This is a genomic window from Citrobacter sp. Cpo012, assembly GCF_030333015.1.
GTDB lineage: Bacteria > Pseudomonadota > Gammaproteobacteria > Enterobacterales > Enterobacteriaceae > Citrobacter > Citrobacter portucalensis.
The window spans coordinates 1-21,399 of the sequence record NZ_JAOWGR010000038.1; the positions used below are offsets into that span (position 1 = coordinate 1).

The 21,399-nt window shown below is 50.8% G+C and carries 20 protein-coding genes; 14 read left to right on the plus strand and 6 right to left on the minus strand.

The window, feature by feature from the left end:
* Nucleotides 1-19 precede the first annotated feature (19 nt).
* From OGX90_RS13155 to icd, 3 genes are all read right to left on the minus strand, one after another.
* Nucleotides 20-1,167, minus strand: a protein-coding gene (locus OGX90_RS13155) for an IS3 family transposase (RefSeq protein WP_155959297.1) whose coding sequence is annotated in 2 segments (ribosomal slippage) — nt 20-930 and nt 930-1,167 — 1,149 coding nt in all. Because the reading frame shifts where the segments join, the coding sequence is not laid out codon by codon here.
* A gap of 22 nt (nt 1,168-1,189) precedes the next feature.
* Nucleotides 1,190-2,866, minus strand: a complete 1,677-nt coding sequence (locus tag OGX90_RS13160; RefSeq protein WP_286624026.1) for a YobI family P-loop NTPase — start codon at nt 2,864-2,866, stop codon at nt 1,190-1,192.
* 429 nt (nt 2,867-3,295) lie between these two features.
* Nucleotides 3,296-4,546 carry an NADP-dependent isocitrate dehydrogenase gene (gene icd, locus OGX90_RS13165; RefSeq protein ID WP_003030769.1) on the minus strand — a complete coding sequence of 417 codons (1,251 nt, stop codon included), beginning with the start codon at nt 4,544-4,546 and terminating at the stop codon, nt 3,296-3,298.
* Nucleotides 4,547-4,748: 202 nt separating this feature from the next.
* Between icd and rluE the strand changes: the two genes are divergently transcribed.
* The 9 genes from rluE to roxA all read left to right on the plus strand — a co-directional run bounded on the left by rluE (nt 4,749) and on the right by roxA (nt 13,570).
* The gene (gene rluE, locus OGX90_RS13170) at nt 4,749-5,372 is read left to right on the plus strand and encodes a 23S rRNA pseudouridine(2457) synthase RluE (RefSeq protein WP_003832405.1); all 624 of its coding nucleotides are present in this window, start codon (nt 4,749-4,751) and stop codon (nt 5,370-5,372) included.
* A 34-nt stretch (nt 5,373-5,406) separates the two neighbouring features.
* Nucleotides 5,407-6,345: a hypothetical protein gene (locus OGX90_RS13175; protein ID WP_234692344.1), complete on the plus strand. Its 939-nt coding sequence runs from the start codon at nt 5,407-5,409 to the stop codon at nt 6,343-6,345.
* Between the two features lie 9 nt (nt 6,346-6,354).
* On the plus strand, nt 6,355-6,816 hold the full coding sequence (locus OGX90_RS13180; RefSeq protein WP_153753290.1) for an NUDIX hydrolase: 462 nt from the start codon (nt 6,355-6,357) through the stop codon (nt 6,814-6,816).
* Between the two features lie 53 nt (nt 6,817-6,869).
* Nucleotides 6,870-7,976: a tRNA 2-thiouridine(34) synthase MnmA gene (mnmA, locus tag OGX90_RS13185; RefSeq protein ID WP_003832402.1), complete on the plus strand. Its 1,107-nt coding sequence runs from the start codon at nt 6,870-6,872 to the stop codon at nt 7,974-7,976.
* A 34-nt stretch (nt 7,977-8,010) separates the two neighbouring features.
* A complete protein-coding gene (gene hflD / locus OGX90_RS13190; protein WP_003832401.1) occupies nt 8,011-8,652 on the plus strand; it encodes a high frequency lysogenization protein HflD in 642 nt (213 codons plus the stop codon).
* A 3-nt stretch (nt 8,653-8,655) separates the two neighbouring features.
* Nucleotides 8,656-10,026, plus strand: a complete 1,371-nt coding sequence (gene purB / locus OGX90_RS13195; RefSeq protein ID WP_286624028.1) for an adenylosuccinate lyase — start codon at nt 8,656-8,658, stop codon at nt 10,024-10,026.
* Nucleotides 10,027-10,221: 195 nt separating this feature from the next.
* Nucleotides 10,222-10,893: a two-component system response regulator PhoP gene (phoP, locus tag OGX90_RS13200; RefSeq protein ID WP_003846709.1), complete on the plus strand. Its 672-nt coding sequence runs from the start codon at nt 10,222-10,224 to the stop codon at nt 10,891-10,893.
* A complete protein-coding gene (gene phoQ, locus OGX90_RS13205) occupies nt 10,893-12,356 on the plus strand; it encodes a two-component system sensor histidine kinase PhoQ (protein WP_174770443.1) in 1,464 nt (487 codons plus the stop codon). The genes phoP and phoQ overlap by 1 nt, the downstream gene beginning before the upstream one ends.
* Before the next feature lie 92 nt (nt 12,357-12,448).
* The gene (gene roxA, locus OGX90_RS13210; protein ID WP_003030786.1) at nt 12,449-13,570 is read left to right on the plus strand and encodes a [50S ribosomal protein L16]-arginine 3-hydroxylase; all 1,122 of its coding nucleotides are present in this window, start codon (nt 12,449-12,451) and stop codon (nt 13,568-13,570) included.
* A 101-nt stretch (nt 13,571-13,671) separates the two neighbouring features.
* On the opposite strand, the gene pepT is transcribed toward roxA, so the two are convergent.
* The gene (pepT, locus tag OGX90_RS13215; RefSeq protein ID WP_048214418.1) at nt 13,672-14,898 is read right to left on the minus strand and encodes a peptidase T; all 1,227 of its coding nucleotides are present in this window, start codon (nt 14,896-14,898) and stop codon (nt 13,672-13,674) included.
* Nucleotides 14,899-15,148: 250 nt separating this feature from the next.
* On the opposite strand from pepT, the gene potA reads away from it, so the two are divergent.
* The 5 genes from potA to OGX90_RS13240 all read left to right on the plus strand — a co-directional run bounded on the left by potA (nt 15,149) and on the right by OGX90_RS13240 (nt 19,620).
* A complete protein-coding gene (gene potA, locus OGX90_RS13220) occupies nt 15,149-16,285 on the plus strand; it encodes a spermidine/putrescine ABC transporter ATP-binding protein PotA (RefSeq protein WP_003832287.1) in 1,137 nt (378 codons plus the stop codon).
* Entirely contained in the window at nt 16,269-17,126 is an 858-nt protein-coding gene (potB, locus tag OGX90_RS13225; protein ID WP_032943032.1) for a spermidine/putrescine ABC transporter permease PotB, read from the plus strand. Before potA ends, potB begins: the two co-directional genes overlap by 17 nt.
* Nucleotides 17,123-17,902 carry a spermidine/putrescine ABC transporter permease PotC gene (gene potC, locus OGX90_RS13230; RefSeq protein ID WP_003030794.1) on the plus strand — a complete coding sequence of 260 codons (780 nt, stop codon included), beginning with the start codon at nt 17,123-17,125 and terminating at the stop codon, nt 17,900-17,902. The genes potB and potC overlap by 4 nt, the downstream gene beginning before the upstream one ends.
* A 27-nt stretch (nt 17,903-17,929) precedes the next feature.
* Nucleotides 17,930-18,976, plus strand: coding sequence for a spermidine/putrescine ABC transporter substrate-binding protein PotD (potD, locus tag OGX90_RS13235; RefSeq protein WP_029139492.1), 1,047 nt, complete (start codon nt 17,930-17,932; stop codon nt 18,974-18,976).
* Nucleotides 18,977-19,113: 137 nt separating this feature from the next.
* Nucleotides 19,114-19,620 carry a methyltransferase family protein gene (locus OGX90_RS13240; RefSeq protein WP_008784438.1) on the plus strand — a complete coding sequence of 169 codons (507 nt, stop codon included), beginning with the start codon at nt 19,114-19,116 and terminating at the stop codon, nt 19,618-19,620.
* Between the two features lie 21 nt (nt 19,621-19,641).
* Here OGX90_RS13240 and cobB read toward each other — a convergent pair whose 3' ends face one another.
* Nucleotides 19,642-20,463: a Sir2 family NAD+-dependent deacetylase gene (gene cobB / locus OGX90_RS13245; protein ID WP_003832281.1), complete on the minus strand. Its 822-nt coding sequence runs from the start codon at nt 20,461-20,463 to the stop codon at nt 19,642-19,644.
* 15 nt (nt 20,464-20,478) lie between these two features.
* Nucleotides 20,479-21,390: an N-acetylglucosamine kinase gene (nagK, locus tag OGX90_RS13250; RefSeq protein ID WP_020996481.1), complete on the minus strand. Its 912-nt coding sequence runs from the start codon at nt 21,388-21,390 to the stop codon at nt 20,479-20,481.
* Between the last annotated feature and the right edge of the window lie 9 nt (nt 21,391-21,399).

Below are 21,399 nucleotides of genomic sequence, written 5' to 3' on the forward strand. Positions count from 1 at the left end.
TTGAATCGCCACGGATAATCTAGACACTTCCGAGCCGTTGATAATACTGGTTTTCATATTCTGTCGGTGACATCTGATTGCTCGAACCATGCCGACGCTTACTGTTATAAAACATTTCGATGTAATCAAAAATATCGCTGCGGGCTTCTTCCCGCGTTCCGTAGATCTTTTTCTTTATCCGTTCGCGTTTCAGCAACTGGAAAAAGCTTTCTGCAACCGCATTATCGTGACAGTTACCGCGACGGCTCATGCTCCCCTCCAGGCCGTGTGATTTCAGGAACGACTGCCACTCATGGCTTGTGTACTGACTGCCCTGGTCCGAATGAACCAGCACCTGTTTTTGGGGATTACGCCGCCATACAGCCATCAGCAGTGCGTTCAGGACAATGTCCTTTGTCATCCGGGATTGCATTGACCAGCCGATAATTTTGCGTGAGAACAGATCAACAACCACAGCAAGATACAGCCAGCCTTCGTGGGTCCTGATGTAGGTTATGTCCGTTACCCAACGCTTATCCGGAGCATCCGGATTGAACTGTCGCTGGAGCCTGTTGGGCGATACGATACTGGCCTCGCCTTTGCGTGCCCGCGGGCTCCGGTACCCGACCTGAGCCTTTATCCCGGCACGATTCATCAGTCGCCAGACTCTGTTCACTCCGCACTGTTGACCGCTATCCCGCAAGTCCAGATGGATCTTGCGATAACCATAAACGCAACCGGACTCCAGCCAGAACTGTTTGATCTGTCCCGTCAGTCTTAGATCTACCTGGTGGCGCTGAGAATACGGTTGCTTAAACCAGGCGTAAAAGCCACTGGGATGAACATCCAGCACCCTGCAGAGCAGACGAACAGGCCAGCAACGGGAGTTGTCACGAATAAAGGCGTACCTCAGTCGGACAGCTTTGCGAAGTACGCCGCGGCTTTTTTTAATATGTCTCGTTCGTCAGTAACCCGCTTCAACTCCTTCTGGAGTCGGCGGATCTCGGCCTGAGCATCTGACTGTTCTTTATTAGTGGATGAGTCCGGACCGTACTTCTTTATCCAGGCGTAAAGGCTGTGGGTGGTGATATCGAGACGTGTTGCAACGCTGGAAACAGAATGACCGCGATCAATAACCTGTTTGACTGCTTCAATTTTAAACTCTTCGGGATAACGTTTACCGCTCATGGGCACCTCTCTTTAAGTCATCTTAAATGACTCCGAGGTGTCTGTTAAACCCGTGGCGATTCACCCATAGTTTTGAATCTAGTGGGTCACCAAGGGCAGATGCAAGGTTATCACGACTAAAATCCATAATTTGAAGCTGGCGGTTACGAAAGTGGAGAGTAGGGTTATCTTCGGCTGATACAAAATCCGTCCAAAACTGCACTCCGCTAAGTTCATCTTTAGATAATGCAACCCCCTCAAACGAATAGGATGCATTATAGAATTGGTAATTAACTGCTTTTGCTGTTCGCTCAATATGAGCAATTAGTCGTGCACCCAATTGTTCGCTGCGTAGGACCGCTCCATTTATTTTCTCAAGCTGTTGGCGTAGCACTGTACGTTCATCCTCTAGCTTCTTGATATTCTTGGTCACCATCTCTCGACTAACTTTGTATAGAATATCCAGTTTACTCTTACCAAGTCTAATCGCCTCAAAGTCCGTAAGATGAGTGTTTTTATAGAGAACCATCGCGAATAAATCTGTTTTATTAAGATTAAGCTCTTCACCATCACCAGAAAAAATTCTGTCACGGAATATAACAAACTCGTTACGAACGTTCTTCAGCAACCGCATATCTGGGACATATTGAGCCGCTAAGTCTATAAGTTCAGATGCTACTTCATATTCCATTTGACCAAGTTGCTGCACTGCTAGATTTCTAGCACTCCGGTGTGTAATGAAAGGTACCACCGGAATAATCAAGTCAAAGAATTTAGTTCGGTTGGCGCGTACTACCTCAACCAATGCAGGATCGTCAATTGCAAGGATGTCCTCTTCAAGTCTACGGCCTTCATCTTTCAAGGTAATATAATCGAATATACTGTCTTTAATGGCATAGATAAAACGGATAGGTTTTGTAATCTGTGGCGACGCATTAAGCAAAGTATTCAAAGCGCGAAGCGTCTCAAAAATATGTGAGTCATTGAAACGATCGATATCTTCAAAAATAACAATATTACGGTCTGACACCTCAAAGAAATAGACTATCTCATCAAGATACTGATCGAAATATGTTACAGAGTTGTCGTCTAAGGTAACCGTAGCCGAGCCAGCTGAAAACTGCTTGATATGAAGCTTCCCATAAAAGCGCCAGCGAACAAAAAATGCACTCCCTGTCGCCGCTACAAAAATGAGTGCATGCTTCCAAGTACCTATATCTTTTAGGGGAGGAACCGCCGAAATAATTTTAGCTGTCCACCCAGTCAACAGGAAAATGATACAAACAACAAATCCCATCAATGCAGCTAACCAAATTTCCCTTTGCCATCGAAAGCGTTCAATCCGCCTAAAGCGTGAGCCGGGGGTTTTACTCGGCTCCTCACGATAGAGCAGCTGTTTTACAATTTCCTGCTGTATACGGTTCGTCGGAGTAGTTGCCTGCTTTGGCACTGAATCATCAAGCTTTGATACCTCGATCGGCGATAGCGTTGACAGAGAGATCTCAACTACCCTACCATCTTGCCGCCTAGCAACCTCCTGCAAGATGCTGCTCTTACCAACACCGTAATTTCCGGATAACGCAATATTGCGGATTTGTTCATCAGAAAGGGCTTCTTCAATCGCCGTAACGTAGCCAACATGTTCTGCCTCAATATACTCCGGAGTAAGCGATACGAGCCCCCAAGATTCACCAATGGTGGTATTTTGATTAACGCTCATGTGGATACATTTTCTCCATTAAAAATTAGTCCCGTACCACTCTCATGTTTTAATAGTCAAACATGTCGCTTCGTCTAGAATTCACATCAGATAAATAGCTTAATCGTATCCCATAAACTAACTATGCTGGTTCATTTTTTGTTGACTGACAACCTATTACTTTGCACTTAAAACATAAAATAGAAATGTATGTCTCAGACACATACTAGTCATAAATATTATTGCATACATTAAAAACTAACCGCGAACTACATAAGGGTGCAAAATACAACTCGGCATGGTGACATTTTCTGCCATCCCACCACTGCGCGCCAAACAGCCAGGAGGTTTTGATAATTTATTTTGATAAATTTTTGATAACCGTTAGCACCCTAACAAAAAACAACGGGAGCGTTATGCTCCCGTTAATAATTTTAACAAATTACCGCATTACATATTTTCGATGATTGCGTCGCCAAACTCTGAACATTTCAGCAGCTTAGCGCCATCCATCAGACGTTCGAAGTCATAGGTTACGGTCTTGGCGTTAATCGCGCCTTCCATACCTTTAACGATCAGGTCAGCCGCTTCAACCCAACCCATGTGGCGTAACATCATTTCAGCAGACAGAATGATGGAACCTGGGTTCACTTTATCCTGACCTGCATACTTCGGTGCAGTACCGTGGGTTGCTTCGAACAGAGCGCATTCGTCACCAATGTTTGCACCCGGCGCGATACCAATACCACCAACCTGTGCGGCCAGCGCATCGGAGATGTAGTCACCGTTCAGGTTCATACAGGCAATCACGTCATACTCAGCCGGGCGCAGCAGGATCTGTTGCAGGAACGCATCGGCGATAACGTCCTTAACCACGATCTCTTTACCGGTTTTCGGGTTCTTGATTTTCACCCATGGACCGCCGTCGATCAGTTCACCACCGAATTCTTCACGTGCTAACTGGTAACCCCAGTCTTTGAACGCGCCTTCGGTGAACTTCATGATGTTGCCTTTGTGTACCAGGGTAACTGAATCACGATCGTTGGCGATGGCGTATTCAATCGCTGCACGCACCAGGCGTTTAGTCCCTTCTTCAGAACACGGTTTGATACCAATGCCGCAATGTTCCGGGAAGCGGATTTTCTTCACGCCCATCTCTTCGCGCAGGAATTTAATCACTTTCTCAGCATCGGCAGAGTCAGCTTTCCACTCGATACCCGCGTAGATGTCTTCGGAGTTTTCGCGGAAGATGACCATGTCGGTCAGTTCAGGGTGTTTAACCGGGCTTGGTGTGCCCTGATAATAACGCACCGGACGCAGGCAGACATACAGGTCAAGTTCCTGACGCAGAGCTACGTTCAGAGAGCGAATACCGCCGCCAACAGGGGTGGTCAGAGGGCCTTTAATGGCAACACGATATTCACGAATCAGATCTAAGGTTTCAGCAGGCAGCCAGACGTCCTGGCCATAAACCTGAGTGGATTTCTCGCCGGTGTAGATTTCCATCCAGGAGATTTTACGCTCGCCTTTATAGGCTTTCTCGACAGCAGCATCGACAACTTTGATCATCGGTGGGGTTACATCAACGCCGATACCGTCGCCTTCAATGAACGGGATAATCGGATTTTCAGGAACGTTGAGTTTGCCGTTTTGCAGGGTGATCTTCTTACCTTCCGCCGGAACAACTACTTTGCTTTCCATTCACCTCTCCTTCGAGCGCTTCTGGTTCTGCTCGTCTGTCATCACGCTGCATGTGCGTTTGCGTCCTGCTACACGGATGCGTTAGAGCAACTTTTTGTTAATGATTTGTAATGAGCGTGTCAATACTACCCTATTGTTCGCCGCCATGAAAGACACTCGTTCTTAGGCTATAATGCGGCAATTGATATAATCTGAAAATACCATGCAAAAAACTTCTTTTAGAAATCACCGGGTTGAGCGATTCAGCTCACGACAAGTCACTAAGCAGCGTAAAGAAAACCAGCCAAAACGCGTGGTTTTGTTCAATAAACCCTACGATGTTTTGCCACAATTTACTGACGAGGCTGGCAGAAGCACGTTAAAAGATTTTATTCCCGTGCCGGGAATTTATGCGGCGGGCCGACTCGACCGGGACAGCGAAGGGCTTTTGGTGCTGACCAATGACGGCGCGCTGCAGGCGCGGTTAACGCAACCCGGTAAGCGTACCGGGAAAATTTATTACGTCCAGGTTGAAGGCGAGCCGACAGCAGAAGCGCTGGACGCCCTGCGTAACGGAGTAACGCTCAATGATGGCCCCACGCTACCCGCAGGCATTGAAGTAGTAGAGGAGCCCGTATGGCTGTGGCCGAGAAATCCGCCGATTCGGGAACGGAAAAACATTCCCACCAGCTGGTTGAAAGTTACCTTATATGAAGGTCGCAACCGTCAGGTACGTCGTATGACAGCGCATGTTGGATTTCCTACGCTGCGCCTCATCCGCTATGCCATGGGGGATTACACGCTGGAAAATCTTGCTAACGGCGAGTGGCGGGAACTGAAATCGTAACCGTACAGTTTAACGTGAGTGTTAACAGGGAAGAATGAAAAAAATGGATAAGCAGCTTTTTGCAGCATTCATCCTGCTCGGCGCGTCACCGTTTTGTTCAGCAAAACTGGACTGTGAGACGATTGCCGGAACAGCAGCAGGAGAGGCAAACTACCTTTATGAGTCTGCCAAAGTAAAAACCGACTCACGCCTGCATTTCTATTCTGCACCAGCAACAGAGTGTCAACTCCCCGCGTTCATGGTCAATGGCGACACCGTCGAGGTGCTCAGGAGTTCACAGCGCTACAAAAGCACGGGCATGCTTTCCAAAGATGAGCCTTATCGTTACGTACGTTATCGGGACGCTAAAGGAACCTTCGCCACCGGCTGGGTCTCGGTTAATGGATTAACGCCGTTATCCAGTCCGCTTGCAGTAAGCGCGTCTTGCCAGACATGGGCAAATAAAGCGATGTCGCAGCGCGGGTTCTTACCCTCCTCCTCCACAAACCACTATCAGGTAACAGGAGACACCCGCGCATGGTTCTATGCGATGCCAACCGAACAGTGTCGCAGCCCGTCCGTATTTTTAGTGCCCGGCGACCTCGTCTCTGTACAAGAACAATCCAACGATGATTTTATGGAAGCGGTCTATTACACCACCGATCGCCAAATCATACGCGGCTGGTTAAAAAAGTCGCAGTTACAAGCTATAAACAGCGGTGACCACTATCGCGACGACATCAACCCGCTGTCGACAGACAAAGCAACGAGAGTCGCCACCCTTGGGCTACGTCACGACCACCAATGTATTTTTTATGAAAGCTGGAATGCTAAAAAGGCCATTGAGATTATCGTGCGCGAGGATCATCAAACCGCATTGTGCCGTGGAGGGGCCGACCCACAAACGTCGCCTCCTGTGGCTTATATTAGTATCGACAAGGCCAGCGGCGAAATTAGCTGGCCAGATGTTGCCGAAGGATTTGCTGAGGAATAAGGGGAAAATATGTTCAAACCGCACGTCACGGTCGCTTGCATTGTGCATGCAGAAGATAAATTCTTAGTCGTTGAAGAAACGATCAATGGCAAAGCCTTGTGGAATCAGCCTGCAGGACACCTGGAAGCCGATGAAACGTTGGTGCAAGCCGCAGCACGCGAACTGTGGGAAGAAACGGGCATTAAAGCGCAGCCGCAGCATTTCATTCGTATGCATCAATGGATTGCACCGGACAAAACGCCCTTTTTGCGTTTTCTTTTCTCTATTGAGCTTGCCAATATGTGCGCTACAGAACCTCATGACAGCGATATAGATTGCTGTCGTTGGGTCAGCGCAGAAGAGATTTTCTCTGCGCCAAACCTGCGTTCGCCGTTGGTTGCGGAGAGTATTCGCTGTTATCAGAGCGGACAGCGCTACCCACTGGCCATGATCGGCGAATTTAACTGGCCGTTTACAGAGGGTGTCAAGTAAAGGGCTGCGTGCTAGAATATGCCGCCTTGAAGTTCAATGTCGTGAGTATTCCTATGTCTGAAAGCCCAAAAAAAGTGATCGTCGGCATGTCCGGCGGTGTCGACTCCTCCGTTTCTGCCTGGCTGTTACAACAACAGGGCTATCAGGTAGAAGGCCTGTTCATGAAGAACTGGGAAGAGGACGATGGCGAGGAATACTGCACAGCGGCCGCCGACCTTGCGGATGCGCAGGCTGTCTGTGACAAACTCGGCATTGAACTGCATACCGTCAACTTTGCCGCAGAATACTGGGACAACGTCTTTGAACTGTTCCTTGAAGAGTACAAAGCGGGCCGTACGCCAAACCCGGATATTCTGTGCAATAAAGAAATTAAGTTTAAAGCCTTCCTTGAGTTTGCCGCCGAAGATTTAGGTGCCGATTACATCGCCACCGGTCACTACGTGCGTCGCGCGGATGTCGACGGCAAAAGCCGCCTGCTGCGTGGGCTCGATGGCAATAAAGACCAGAGTTATTTCCTCTATACGCTCGGCCATGAGCAAATCGCGCAAAGCCTGTTCCCGGTCGGTGAACTGGAAAAACCGCAGGTGCGTAAAATTGCCGAAGATCTTGGTCTGATTACGGCCAAGAAAAAAGACTCCACCGGCATCTGCTTCATTGGCGAACGTAAGTTCCGCGAGTTTCTTGGTCGTTACCTGCCGGCTCAGCCAGGCAAAATCATCACCGTTGACGGCGAAGAGATTGGCCAGCACCAGGGGCTGATGTACCACACTTTAGGTCAGCGTAAAGGTCTGGGTATTGGCGGAACGAAAGAAGGGACAGAAGATCCATGGTATGTGGTGGATAAAGACGTTGAGAACAACATTCTGGTTGTCGCTCAGGGGCATGAACATCCACGTCTGATGTCCGTTGGCCTGGTGGCGCAACAGCTGCATTGGGTCGATCGCGAACCGTTCACCGGCACCATGCGCTGTACGGTGAAAACCCGCTATCGTCAGACCGACATTCCGTGCACCGTTAAGGCACTGGATGCTGAGCGTATTGAAGTCATTTTCGACGAGCCAGTCGCGGCGGTCACGCCGGGTCAGTCGGCTGTCTTTTACAATGGCGAAGTGTGCCTCGGCGGCGGCATTATCGAACAACGATTGCCTCTGCCGGTATAATTACTTACACATTTGATACAAGGAAGCAGTGAACGTGGCAAAGAATTATTATGACATCACCCTCGCCCTGGCAGGCATTTGTCAGTCGGCACGCCTGGTGCAGGAACTGGCGCACCAGGGGCATTGTGATGCCGATGCATTACACGTTTCACTGAACAGTGTCATCGACATGAATCCCAGCTCTACGCTGGGCGTGTTTGGCGGCAGCGAAGCCAACCTGCGTCTTGGCCTTGAAACGCTGCTTGGCGTGCTGAACGCCAGCAGTCGTCAGGGGCTGAACGCGGAACTCACCCGCTATACGCTAAGCCTGATGGTGCTGGAGCGTAAGCTGTCAGCGGCCAAGGGCGCTATGGACACGCTGGGAGACCGTATTAGCGGCTTGCAGCGCCAGCTGGACCATTTTGATTTGCAGTCAGAAACGTTGATGAGTGCGATGGCTGGCATTTATGTTGACGTCATCAGCCCACTCGGCCCGCGTATTCAGGTCACGGGTTCCCCGGCCATCCTTCAGAGTCCACAGGTACAGGCTAAAGTACGCGCTTCGCTGCTGGCTGGCATCCGTGCTGCCGTGCTCTGGCATCAGGTTGGTGGAGGCCGTCTGCAACTCATGTTTTCTCGTAATCGCCTGACGACTCAGGCAAAACAAATTCTTGCTCATTTAACCCCGGAGTTGTGATCTATGGAATTATCCTCACTGACCGCCGTTTCCCCTGTCGATGGACGCTACGGCGATAAAGTCAGCGCGCTGCGCGGGATTTTCAGCGAATACGGTTTGCTGAAATTCCGTGTACAGGTTGAAGTACGCTGGCTGCAAAAACTGGCCGCGCACGCAGCGATCAAGGAAGTTCCTGCTTTTGCTGCCGACGTAATCGGTTTCCTTGATGCGATCGTCGCTAACTTCAATGAAGAAGATGCTGCGCGCATCAAAACCATTGAGCGTACGACCAACCATGATGTGAAGGCAGTTGAGTATTTCCTGAAAGAGAAAGTGGCGGATATCCCGGAACTGCATGCCGTTTCAGAATTTATCCACTTTGCGTGTACCTCTGAAGACATCAACAACCTGTCTCACGCGCTGATGCTGAAAACCGCACGCGACGAAGTGGTTCTGCCGTACTGGCGTAAGCTTATCGACGCGGTGAAAGATCTGTCTGTACAGTATCGCGATATTCCTCTGCTCTCCCGTACCCACGGTCAGCCAGCCACCCCGTCTACGCTAGGCAAAGAAATGGCTAACGTGGCTTACCGTATGGAGCGTCAGTATCGTCAGCTCAACCAGGTTGAAATTCTTGGTAAGATCAATGGTGCAGTCGGTAACTATAACGCCCACATCGCCGCTTACCCGGAAGTTGACTGGCATCAGTTCAGCGAAGAGTTTGTCACCTCGCTGGGCATCCAGTGGAACCCGTACACCACGCAGATTGAGCCGCACGACTACATTGCCGAGCTGTTTGACTGCATCGCCCGTTTCAACACCATCCTGATCGACTTTGACCGCGATGTCTGGGGTTACGTGGCGCTGAACCATTTCAAACAGAAAACCATCGCGGGTGAAATTGGCTCTTCCACCATGCCGCACAAAGTTAACCCCATCGATTTCGAAAACTCCGAGGGTAACCTGGGTCTGTCTAACGCGGTACTGCAGCACCTGGCGAGCAAACTGCCGGTCTCCCGCTGGCAGCGTGACCTGACTGACTCTACCGTTCTGCGTAACCTGGGCGTAGGTATTGGCTATGCGCTGATCGCCTATCAGTCCACGCTGAAAGGCGTGAGCAAACTGGAAGTGAACCGCGATCATCTGCTGGATGAACTGGACCATAACTGGGAAGTTCTGGCAGAGCCGATTCAGACCGTGATGCGTCGCTACGGTATTGAGAAGCCGTACGAAAAGCTGAAAGAGCTGACCCGCGGTAAGCGCGTTGACGCCGAAGGTATGAAGCAGTTTATCGACGGTCTGGCGCTGCCGGAAGAAGAGAAAACTCGCCTGAAAGCAATGACGCCTGCCAATTATATTGGTCGCGCCATCACCATGGTTGATGAACTGAAGTAATCTGTTTGATGCCGGAGCGTGCTTGCGCCTGTTCCGGCCTTCCGTTCATATCGTAGTAAGCCGGAAAGCATCAGCGTTTCCGGCTTTTTTATTGCCTGCGAGATTATCCCTTCCCCCGGTTTATTAAATGTTTATCCCCACAGCCACATAATCAGCGTTAAACTATTCATACCATTATTTTAGGGAGAAACGATGATGCGCGTACTGGTTGTCGAGGATAATGCTTTATTACGCCACCACCTCAAGGTTCAGTTACAGGATTTAGGGCATCAGGTGGATGATGCAGAAGATGCGAAGGAAGCGGACTATTATCTGAATGAACATCTGCCGGATATCGCGATCGTTGATTTAGGACTCCCCGATGAAGATGGTTTGTCGCTGATCCGCCGCTGGCGCAGTAATGAGGTTTCGCTGCCGATTCTGGTATTAACCGCGCGTGAAGGCTGGCAGGATAAAGTGGAAGTCCTCAGCGCCGGTGCTGACGATTACGTCACCAAACCGTTTCACATCGAAGAAGTGGCTGCGCGCATGCAGGCACTGATGCGCCGCAACAGCGGTCTGGCATCGCAAATTATCTCCCTTCCGCCTTTTCAGGTGGACCTCTCTCGACGCGAGTTATCCGTCAATGATGAAGTTATCAAGCTCACTGCGTTTGAATACACCATTATGGAAACGCTCATCCGTAATAATGGCAAAGTGGTCAGTAAAGATTCGCTCATGCTGCAGCTTTACCCGGATGCCGAGCTGCGCGAAAGTCACACCATTGATGTTCTAATGGGACGTCTGCGTAAGAAAATTCAGGCGCAATATCCGGACGACGTCATCACCACCGTGCGTGGTCAGGGATATCTTTTTGAACTGCGCTAATGAATAAACTATTGCGTCATTTTTTCCCGCTATCGCTACGGTTGCGCTTTTTACTGGCAACCGCAGGCGTTGTATTAGTGCTCTCGCTGGCCTACGGCATGGTTGCTCTGGTGGGCTACAGCGTCAGCTTTGATAAGACAACGTTTCGCCTGCTGCGGGGTGAAAGTAATCTGTTTTATACCCTGGCAAAGTGGGAAAACGGCAAGATAAACGTCGAGCTGCCTGAAAATCTCGATATGCAAAGCCCAACAATGTCGCTGATCTATAACGAAAGCGGTGAGTTGTTGTGGGCTCAGCGCAATGTTCCCTGGCTGACGAAAAGTATCCAACCGGACTGGCTAAAAACGAACGGTTTTCATGAAATTGAAGCCAATGTAGACGCCACCAGCACTTTACTGGGCGAAGATCACTCCGCTCAGCAGCAGTTAAAAGAAGTCAGAGAAGATGATGACGACGCCGAAATGACCCACTCGGTGGCGGTGAACGTCTACCCCGCCACTGCCAGAATGCCGCAACTGACCATTGTAGTTGTCGATACCATTCCTATAGAGCTGAAGCGCTCTTATATGGTCTGGAGTTGGTTTATTTATGTGCTGGTCGCCAATCTGTTGCTGGTCATTCCGCTGTTATGGGTGGCCGCCTGGTGGAGCCTGCGGCCGATTGAATCGCTGGCCCGCGAAGTCCGTGAGCTTGAGGAACATCATCGTGAGATGCTAAACCCCGCTACCACACGCGAATTGACCAGCCTGGTTCGTAATCTCAATCGACTTTTAAAAAGTGAACGTGAGCGCTACGATAAATACCGCACCACGTTAACCGATCTCACTCATAGCCTGAAAACGCCACTGGCGGTACTGCAAAGTACGTTGCGCTCAATGCGTAATGAAAAGATGAACGTCAGCGACGCAGAGCCTATCATGCTGGAACAAATCAGCCGTATTTCCCAACAGATAGGCTATTACCTGCATCGCGCCAGTATGCGTGGCAGCAGTGCCCTACTCAGCCGCGAGCTGCACCCGGTCGCGCCGTTGCTGGATAAGCTCACCTCGGCGCTGAATAAGGTATATCAGCGCAAAGGGGTCAACATTAATCTCGATATCTCACCTGAGATCAGCTTTGTGGGCGAACAGAATGATTTTGTCGAGGTATTGGGCAACGTCTTGGATAACGCCTGTAAATATTGTCTGGAGTTTGTCGAGATTTCGGCGCAACTGTCTGAGGAGCAGCTGCATATTCTGGTCGAAGACGATGGTCCTGGTATTCCGCAAAGCAAACGGGAAGTGGTGTTTGACCGCGGACAGCGCGTAGATACACTACGTCCCGGACAAGGCGTCGGTCTGGCGGTGGCGCGAGAAATCACCGAACAGTATGACGGGCAGATTATTGCTGGTGATAGCCTGCTGGGTGGTGCGCGCATGGAAGTTATTTTTGGTCGCCAGCAGCCGGGCCAGAAAGACGAGTAACCGTCGCATGTAATAAATATGTACTGACTTCACGCTTGAGGTTAAGTATCCGTTATAATCGGTTGCAGATACCAGCCTGCGGGATGCTCACTATGGAATACCAACTCACACTTAATTGGCCCGATTTTCTTGAACGCCACTGGCAGAAACGCCCGGTGGTCTTAAAACGCGGGTTTAACAACTTTATTGATCCTCTTTCTCCTGACGAACTGGCTGGACTGGCAATGGAAAGCGAAGTCGACAGCCGACTCGTCAGCCATCAGGATGGTAAATGGCAGGTTAGCCACGGTCCCTTCGAAAGCTACGACCATCTTGGCGAGAACAACTGGTCTTTGCTGGTGCAGGCGGTCAACCACTGGCACGAACCTACCGCCGCGCTGATGCGCCCGTTCCGTGAATTACCGGACTGGCGTATCGACGATCTGATGATTTCTTTCTCTGTACCCGGCGGCGGCGTTGGCCCGCACCTGGATCAGTACGATGTATTTATCATTCAGGGAACCGGTCGTCGTCGCTGGCGCGTAGGCGAAAAGCTGCAGTTGAAGCAGCACTGCCCTCACCCGGATCTCCTTCAGGTCGACCCGTTCGAAGCCATCATTGATGAAGAGCTGGAACCCGGCGATATTCTGTACATTCCACCGGGATTCCCGCACGAAGGCTATGCGTTAGAAAACGCGATGAACTATTCGGTTGGCTTCCGTGCGCCAAACACTCGCGAGCTGATCAGCGGCTTCGCCGATTACGTTTTACAACGCGAACTGGGCAGCACCTATTACAGCGATCCTGATCTGCCACCGCGCGATCATCCGGCAGATGTTCTGCCGCAGGAAATGGACAAGCTGCGCGAAATGATGCTGGGCCTGATTAATCAGCCAGAACATTTCCAGCAGTGGTTTGGCGAGTTTATTTCTCAGTCTCGTCATGAGCTGGATATTGCCCCGCCGGAGCCACCGTATCAGCCAGACGAAATTTATGATGCCCTGAAACAAGGTGATGTGTTAGTGCGTCTGGGCGGATTGCGCGTATTGCGCATTGGCGACGACGTCTACGCTAACGGTGAGAAAATTGATTCACCGCATCGTCCTGCGCTGGAAGCGCTGGCCAGTCATATTGTGCTGACGGCTGAGAACTTTGAGGATGCGCTGGAAGATCCTTCTTTCCTTGCAATGCTTGCCGCGCTGGTCAACAGCGGGTACTGGTTCTTCGAAGGGTAATGCGGACTGTGCCTGATGCGACGCAATGCGTCTTATCAGGCTACTGGAGTGAAATATTGTAGGCCGGATAAGCAAAGCGCCATCCGGCAACTACACATATTTTATTTTTGTTTCGCGGCCAATTCAGCAATACGCACAATCACCTGCACCGCTTTTTCCATTCCTTCCAGGGTTACAAACTCATGCTTACCATGATAGTTGTAGCCGCCGGTGAACAGATTCGGACACGGTAATCCCATAAATGACAGCTGTGCGCCGTCAGTGCCGCCACGGATCGGTTTCAGCACCGGCTCAATATCGCAATCGCGCATCGCCTGCTGGGCGATATCCAGCACGTGCGGATGCTCAATCACTTTTTCGCGCATATTGTAGTAACTGTCTTCAATCACCAGTTCGATATAGCAGTCCGGGTGTAACCCTTTGCCGACCTTCTTGGCGATATCCATGATCTTGCGTTTACGCGCTTCAAACTGCTTACGGTCAAAATCACGAATAATGTAGTGCATATCCGCCCGATCGACCGTCCCTTTCATGCTCGCCAGATGATAAAAGCCTTCGTAGCCTTCCGTCTTCTCCGGGCTTTCATCTGCCGGGACCTCAGCGTGAATACGCGCCGCCAGCGACAGCGCATTCACCATCACCCCTTTTGCGGTGCCGGGATGCACATTGTTGCCAACAATTTTGATATTAACCGACGCGGCGTTGAAGTTCTCAAACTCCAACTCACCTACGCCACCACCGTCAACGGTATAGGCCCACTGCGCATCGAATGCCGCAACATCAAAATGCTTCGCCCCTTTACCCACTTCTTCGTCCGGCGTAAAGGCCACGCGGATATCACCGTGCGGAATATTTTTTTGGATAAGCACAGCCAGTGCGGTCATGATTTCCGCCACGCCTGCTTTATCATCCGCGCCCAGCAACGTTTTACCGTCTGTGGTGATCAGCGTCTGACCCAGAAGTTGATGCAGCACCGGGAACATCACCGGCGATAAAACTTCATCACCAATGCCTAACGCAATATCGCCACCGCGATAGTTTTCAACGATTTGCGGATTGACATTTTTACCGCTGAAATCCGGTGAGGTATCCACATGGGAAATAAAGCCGATCGCAGGAATATTGCCAGCAACGTTCGCGGGTAACGTTGCCATCAGCGTGCCTTTTTCGCTCAGTGAAATATTAACCAGCCCCATCTCTTCGAGCTGTTGTTTGAGCAGTTGCAATAATTTCCACTGTCCTTCGGTGCTGGGTACCTGCCGCACGCCCGATTTTGATTGGGTGTCCAGCGACACGTAGTGTAAAAAACGCTCAAGTAGTTTATCCATGCAGTCACCCTCACTTTTTGTGACAACATTATCAATAAGCAACAAAAGACAAATATTGCGTCAGGTCACTTTTATCCCCGCAAGTGAGAATATTTCGCCCTGACATCCCCTCTGACTATAGGGCTAAGTCAGTAATTCGCAACAAGGATTGGCGATTACAATGGTTTGCCGTAGAATAACGGCCCTCATTAAGAGTCATCAAGGTGGTTAACCACAAACCCCGCATCGGTCAGCCATCCGTTGCGTTTACATGGGACAGAGTAAAAAATTGAATAAACAACCGCGTTCGCTTTCTCCACTGGTGCAATTAGCGGGAATTCGCAAAAGTTTCGATGGCAAAGAGGTGATTTCCAGCCTGGATTTGACCATCAATAATGGCGAGTTTCTTACGCTGCTTGGCCCCTCTGGCTGCGGTAAAACAACCGTTCTTCGCCTGATTGCCGGTCTGGAAACGGTTGATTCCGGTCATATTTTGTTGGACAACGAGGACATCACTCACGTTCCAGCGGAAAATCGCTACGTGAATACCGTCTTCCAAAGCTATGCGCTATTCCCCCACATGACTGTGTTTGAAAATGTGGCCTTTGGTTTGCGCATGCAAAAAACGCCCGCAGCCGACATTTCTCCCCGCGTTACCGAAGCCCTGCGCATGGTGCAACTGGAAGAGTTCGCCCAGAGAAAACCGCATCAACTTTCCGGCGGACAGCAGCAGCGCGTAGCGATTGCCCGAGCAGTGGTCAACAAACCCCGCTTACTCTTGTTAGATGAATCCCTCTCTGCGCTGGACTACAAACTGCGTAAGCAGATGCAGAATGAACTGAAAGCACTGCAGCGTAAGCTTGGTATCACTTTTGTCTTTGTCACACACGATCAGGAAGAAGCGCTAACCATGTCCGACCGCATCGTGGTGATGCGCGATGGTAAGATTGAGCAGGACGGTACGCCGCGCGAAATCTACGAAGAGCCAAAGAATCTGTTTGTCGCCGGGTTTATCGGCGAGATCAATATGTTTAACGCCACGGTGATTGAACGTCTGGATGAACAGCGTGTTCGTGCTAACGTTGAAGGCCGCGAGTGCAATATTTATGTCAACTTCGCGGTAGTTCCCGGACAAAAGCTGCACGTCCTGTTACGCCCTGAAGATTTGCGCGTTGATGAAATCAATGATGATAATCATATCGAAGGCCTGATCGGCTACGTGCGCGAACGCAACTACAAAGGCATGACGCTGGAGTCGGTTGTAGAACTGGAAAATGGCAAGATGGTGATGGTCAGCGAATTCTTCAACGAAGACGATCCTGACTTTGACCACTCGCTCGACCAGAAAATGGCAATTAACTGGGTAGAAAGCTGGGAGGTCGTACTGGCTGATGAAGAGCACAAGTAAATTCCAGAGTGTGGTGATCTTCACCATTGTCGGTTGGCTTGTGTTATTTGTCTTTCTGCCCAACCTGATGATCATCGGCACCAGCTTTTTGACCCGTGACGACGCCAATTTCGTCAAAATGGTCTTTACGCTGGAGAACTATACGCGCCTGCTCGATCCGCTCTATTTTGAGGTACTGGTTCACTCCCTCAATATGGCGCTGATTGCCACGCTCGCCTGTCTGGTACTCGGCTACCCGTTTGCCTGGTTTTTGGTGAAACTGCCGGAAAAAGTACGCCCGCTGCTGCTGTTCCTGCTGATTGTTCCGTTCTGGACCAATTCTCTGATTCGCATCTACGGACTCAAAATTTTCCTCAGTACCAAAGGCTATCTCAACGAGTTTCTGTTATGGCTCGGCGTTATCGATACACCCATTCGCATTATGTTTACTCCCAGTGCGGTGATTATCGGGCTGGTATACATCCTGCTGCCGTTTATGGTGATGCCGCTCTATTCCAGCATTGAAAAGCTCGATAAACCGCTGCTGGAAGCCGCACGCGATTTAGGCGCCAGTAAGCTTCAGACCTTCACCCGCATCATTATTCCGTTAACGATGCCGGGGATTATCGCCGGATGTTTGCTGGTCATGCTGCCCGCAATGGGGCTGTTTTACGTTTCCGACTTAATGGGCGGCGCGAAAAACCTGCTGATTGGTAACGTAATTAAAGTTCAGTTCCTGAACATCCGCGACTGGCCGTTTGGTGCAGCCACCAGCATTACACTGACCATCGTGATGGGTCTGATGCTGCTGATCTACTGGCGCGCCTCCCGCTTACTGAACAAGAAGGTGGAACTCGAATGATCGGTCGACTGCTTCGCGGCGGTTTTATGACCGCTATCTACGCGTATCTGTATATTCCAATCATCATTCTGATTGTGAACTCCTTTAACAGTTCGCGCTTTGGCATCAACTGGCAGGGTTTTACTACTAAATGGTACGGCCTGCTGATGAATAACGACAGCCTGTTGCAGGCGGCGCAGCACTCGCTGACGATGGCGGTGCTATCCGCCACCTTTGCCACCTTGATCGGCTCACTCACTGCGGTTGCGCTGTACCGTTACCGTTTTCGCGGTAAACCGTTCGTCAGTGGCATGCTGTTCGTGGTGATGATGTCGCCGGATATTGTGATGGCAATATCTCTGCTGGTGCTGTTTATGCTGATCGGCATTCAACTGGGCTTCTGGTCGCTGCTGTTCTCGCATATCACTTTTTGTCTGCCTTTTGTGGTGGTGACGGTTTACTCTCGCCTGAAAGGTTTTGATGTCCGCATGCTTGAGGCGGCTAAAGATTTGGGTGCCAGCGAAGTAACTATTCTGCGCAAGATAATACTGCCACTGGCTATGCCTGCGGTGGCTGCGGGTTGGTTGCTGAGTTTTACGCTGTCGATGGATGATGTTGTTGTTTCATCTTTCGTCACCGGACCGGGTTATGAAATTTTGCCATTAAAAATCTACTCAATGGTTAAAGTCGGCGTATCACCAGAGGTGAACGCGCTGGCGACCATTTTGTTGGTTCTGTCGCTGGTTATGGTGATTGCCAGCCAGCTTATTGCACGTGATAAAACCAAGGGCCGCTAAGGCCCTTAATTCAGGGGACGTTAAATGATGAAAAAATGGTCACGCCACCTGCTCGCGGCGGGTGCTCTGGCACTGGGCATGAGCGCCGCTCACGCGAATGACAACAACACGCTCTATTTCTATAACTGGACTGAATACGTCCCACCGGGTCTGCTGGAACAGTTCACCAAAGAAACCGGCATTAAGGTTATCTATTCGACCTACGAGTCGAATGAAACCATGTACGCCAAGCTCAAAACCTATAAAGACGGCGCATACGATTTGGTGGTTCCGTCCACCTATTACGTCGATAAAATGCGTAAAGAAGGCATGATCCAGAAGATCGACAAGTCGACGTTGACCAACTTCCACAACCTCGATCCGGAGATGCTCAACAAGCCGTTTGACCCGAACAATGACTACTCCATCCCGTATATCTGGGGTGCGACGGCCATTGGCATCAACAGCGATGCTATCGATCCGAAAACCGTCACCAGTTGGGCCGATCTGTGGAAGCCGGAGTACAAAGGCAGTCTGCTGTTAACGGATGATGCGCGAGAAGTGTTCCAGATGGCGCTGCGCAAGCTGGGATATTCCGGCAATACCACCGATCCTAAAGAGATTGAAGCCGCCTATAACGAGTTGAAGAAGCTGATGCCTAACGTTGCGGCATTTAACTCTGACAACCCGGCCAACCCGTATATGGAAGGCGAAGTTAATCTGGGGATGGTGTGGAACGGCTCCGCGTATGTTGCGCGTCAGGCGGGCACACCGTTGGAAGTGGTATGGCCGAAAGAAGGTGGCATTTTCTGGATGGACAGCCTGTCTATTCCGGCTAACGCGAAAAACAAAGAAGGTGCGCTGAAGCTGATTAACTTCCTGCTGCGCCCGGACGTCGCGAAAGAAGTCGCAGAAACTATCGGTTACCCGACGCCGAACCTGGCAGCACGCAAGCTGTTAAGTCCTGAGGTCGCGAACGACAAAACGCTCTACCCTGACGCGGAAACCATCAACAAAGGGGAATGGCAAAACGATGTCGGTTCCGCCAGCGCTATCTACGAAGAGTATTATCAGAAGCTAAAAGCAGGACGCTAATACTCGTGCAACCCGGCAGGCGTCGCTGCGCCGGGTTGCTACCTGCCAATCCCTACTTTTTACGCCTTTCGACTGATTCCCGCTCCCCAGTTTCTGGCTATGCTTACAGTATTCCAGGCCGGCTTCTGAGGCTTCCAATGACAACGCTCTGGCTGCTACTTGAGTTGGCTAATCTGATCGTATTTACGCTGGTGATTCTCCCACGTAAGCAGCCGGTAAACGCTCGTCCTTTGCTGCCTGTCACCGCAACCCGCCTGCTACGGCTCACCTTTTTAATACCGATCCTGGTTTTTGGTTATAGCCTGTTTTTCAGTCATCAGATTGGTCCGGTGGAGTGGGGATGTCTGATTTTGGCGATCGTAGGTAACGCGCTGGTCATCAAAGGAAAATGGGATTTGGGGGAGAGCCACACATGGACAGGCTACTATTTACCTCGTGCAAAAAGGGTTACGCGCGGCATTTTTGCCTGGATTGCGCACCCCATGTATACCGGAATTATTCTGGTGATTATCTCGTGCAGCCTGGTTTACATTACCCGACTACCCATATGGCTGAGCGCACTGGGGCTGATCTGTTGTTTTTACATCGTTGGATTTTTGATTATGGCGGCCCTGCGTGAGGACCGCCAGCTTGTACAGGCTTAAACAGTATTATCCGGATAGCCGTTACAGCCCTTTTAATAACTTCTCAACGAACTCAGGCACCACCTGGCTTGCCGGACCGTAATACTTCTCTTCAAACTCGCTGCCTACCTGGCTCGGTTCGAGATTGAGTTCTACCGTATGTGCCCCATGCAGCCGCGCCTCATGCACAAAACCCGCTGCCGGATAAACATGTCCCGATGTGCCAATCGCAATGAACACATCTGCCATTGCCAGTGCCATATAAATTTCATCCATTCCCAGCGGCATTTCACCAAACCACACGACGTGTGGTCGCAGCGGTGCCGGAAACTGGCAGCAATGACATTTATCTTCCGGGGTCACATCGCCCGTCCATTCCAGAATCTGCCCGCTTTGCGAACAGCGAACTTTGAGCAACTCGCCGTGCATATGGATAACGTTCTGGCTGCCCGCACGCTCATGCAGATTATCAATGTTCTGCGTCACCAGTAAAAAACGATCGCCCAGCTCGGCTTCGAGTTTTGCCAGTGCGATATGCGCCGCGTTGGGTTGGATTTCAGGCTGCTGCAACTGATGGCGACGGGCGTTATAAAACGACTGAACCAGTTCCGGGTTTCGACTAAATCCTTCCGGAGTCGCAACGTCCTCTACCCGATGTTCTTCCCAGAGACCATCCGCCGCGCGGAATGTTCGAATTCCTGACTCAGCGGAGATTCCCGCTCCAGTCAGTACCAGCACTCTTGGTTTTTCCATCAATTCAGGCACCACTCTGTCTCTGAAAAAGATTCGTTGACGCAGGCGATCGCGCAAATGGCGTTTATTTTTACGAAAGCGGCTTAACCGATGACCCCGACGCGACAGCATAACAACCTCTTTGTATTAATCGGTAAGATGTAGGAAAGCAGCCCCGCGCATCCCGCCGGCATCACCGTGCCGTGCCTGCTCAATACGCGGTACCCGGGCAACCGGCAGCAGATGACGTGGCAGTCGATCCGCCAGTTGCGTCGTAATAGCGGTAAAATTCGACAAGCCTCCGCCAATCACCACCAAATCAGGATCGACGATAGTCAGGATATTCCCAAGACACACTGCCAGCAAATCCAGATAGCGTTCAACGTGGGCACGCGCGTGTTCGTCACCCTGCTCCCACAGCGCGATGATTTCGCGGGCATCCAGCGGTTGATGGTAGTAATGCTGATACAACCACGCAAATCCACCGCCGGAAAGATAGCTTTCGATGCATCCCAGTTGACCGCATCCGCAGCGGCGCAGCGGGAAATCAAAGCCCATCAGCGTCAGCGCATCGACCGGCAAACGAATATGACCAAACTCACCGGTGATATAGCTGCGTCCGGTGATGGATTTCCCGTTAAGCACCAGGCCGCCGCCGACGCCCGTACCGAGGATCAACCCCATTACCAGCGGATATTGGGTGAACTCGTCATCCCAGGCTTCGGAGAGAGCAAAACAGTTCGCATCGTTATCCAGACGCACATCGCGGTCAAGGCGAGCGCTGAGATCGGCGCGGAGCGGTTTGCCACTGGCGGCAGGAACATTGGCCGCGTACAGCGTGCCGTCTTCGGTTTCCGGCATGCCCGGAATGCCGATGCCTACCGAACCTTTGATGCCGAACCGCTGATCCGCTTCCGTCACCAGATTGCAGACCGCATCAAGGAAAGCGTCGTAGCTGTCGCGAGGCGTAGGAACGCGAGTTTCCCATTGCAGACGACGTTGCTTATCAAACACGCCCAGCGCAATTTTGGTCCCGCCGATGTCAAATCCGTAATACATCACCGCTCC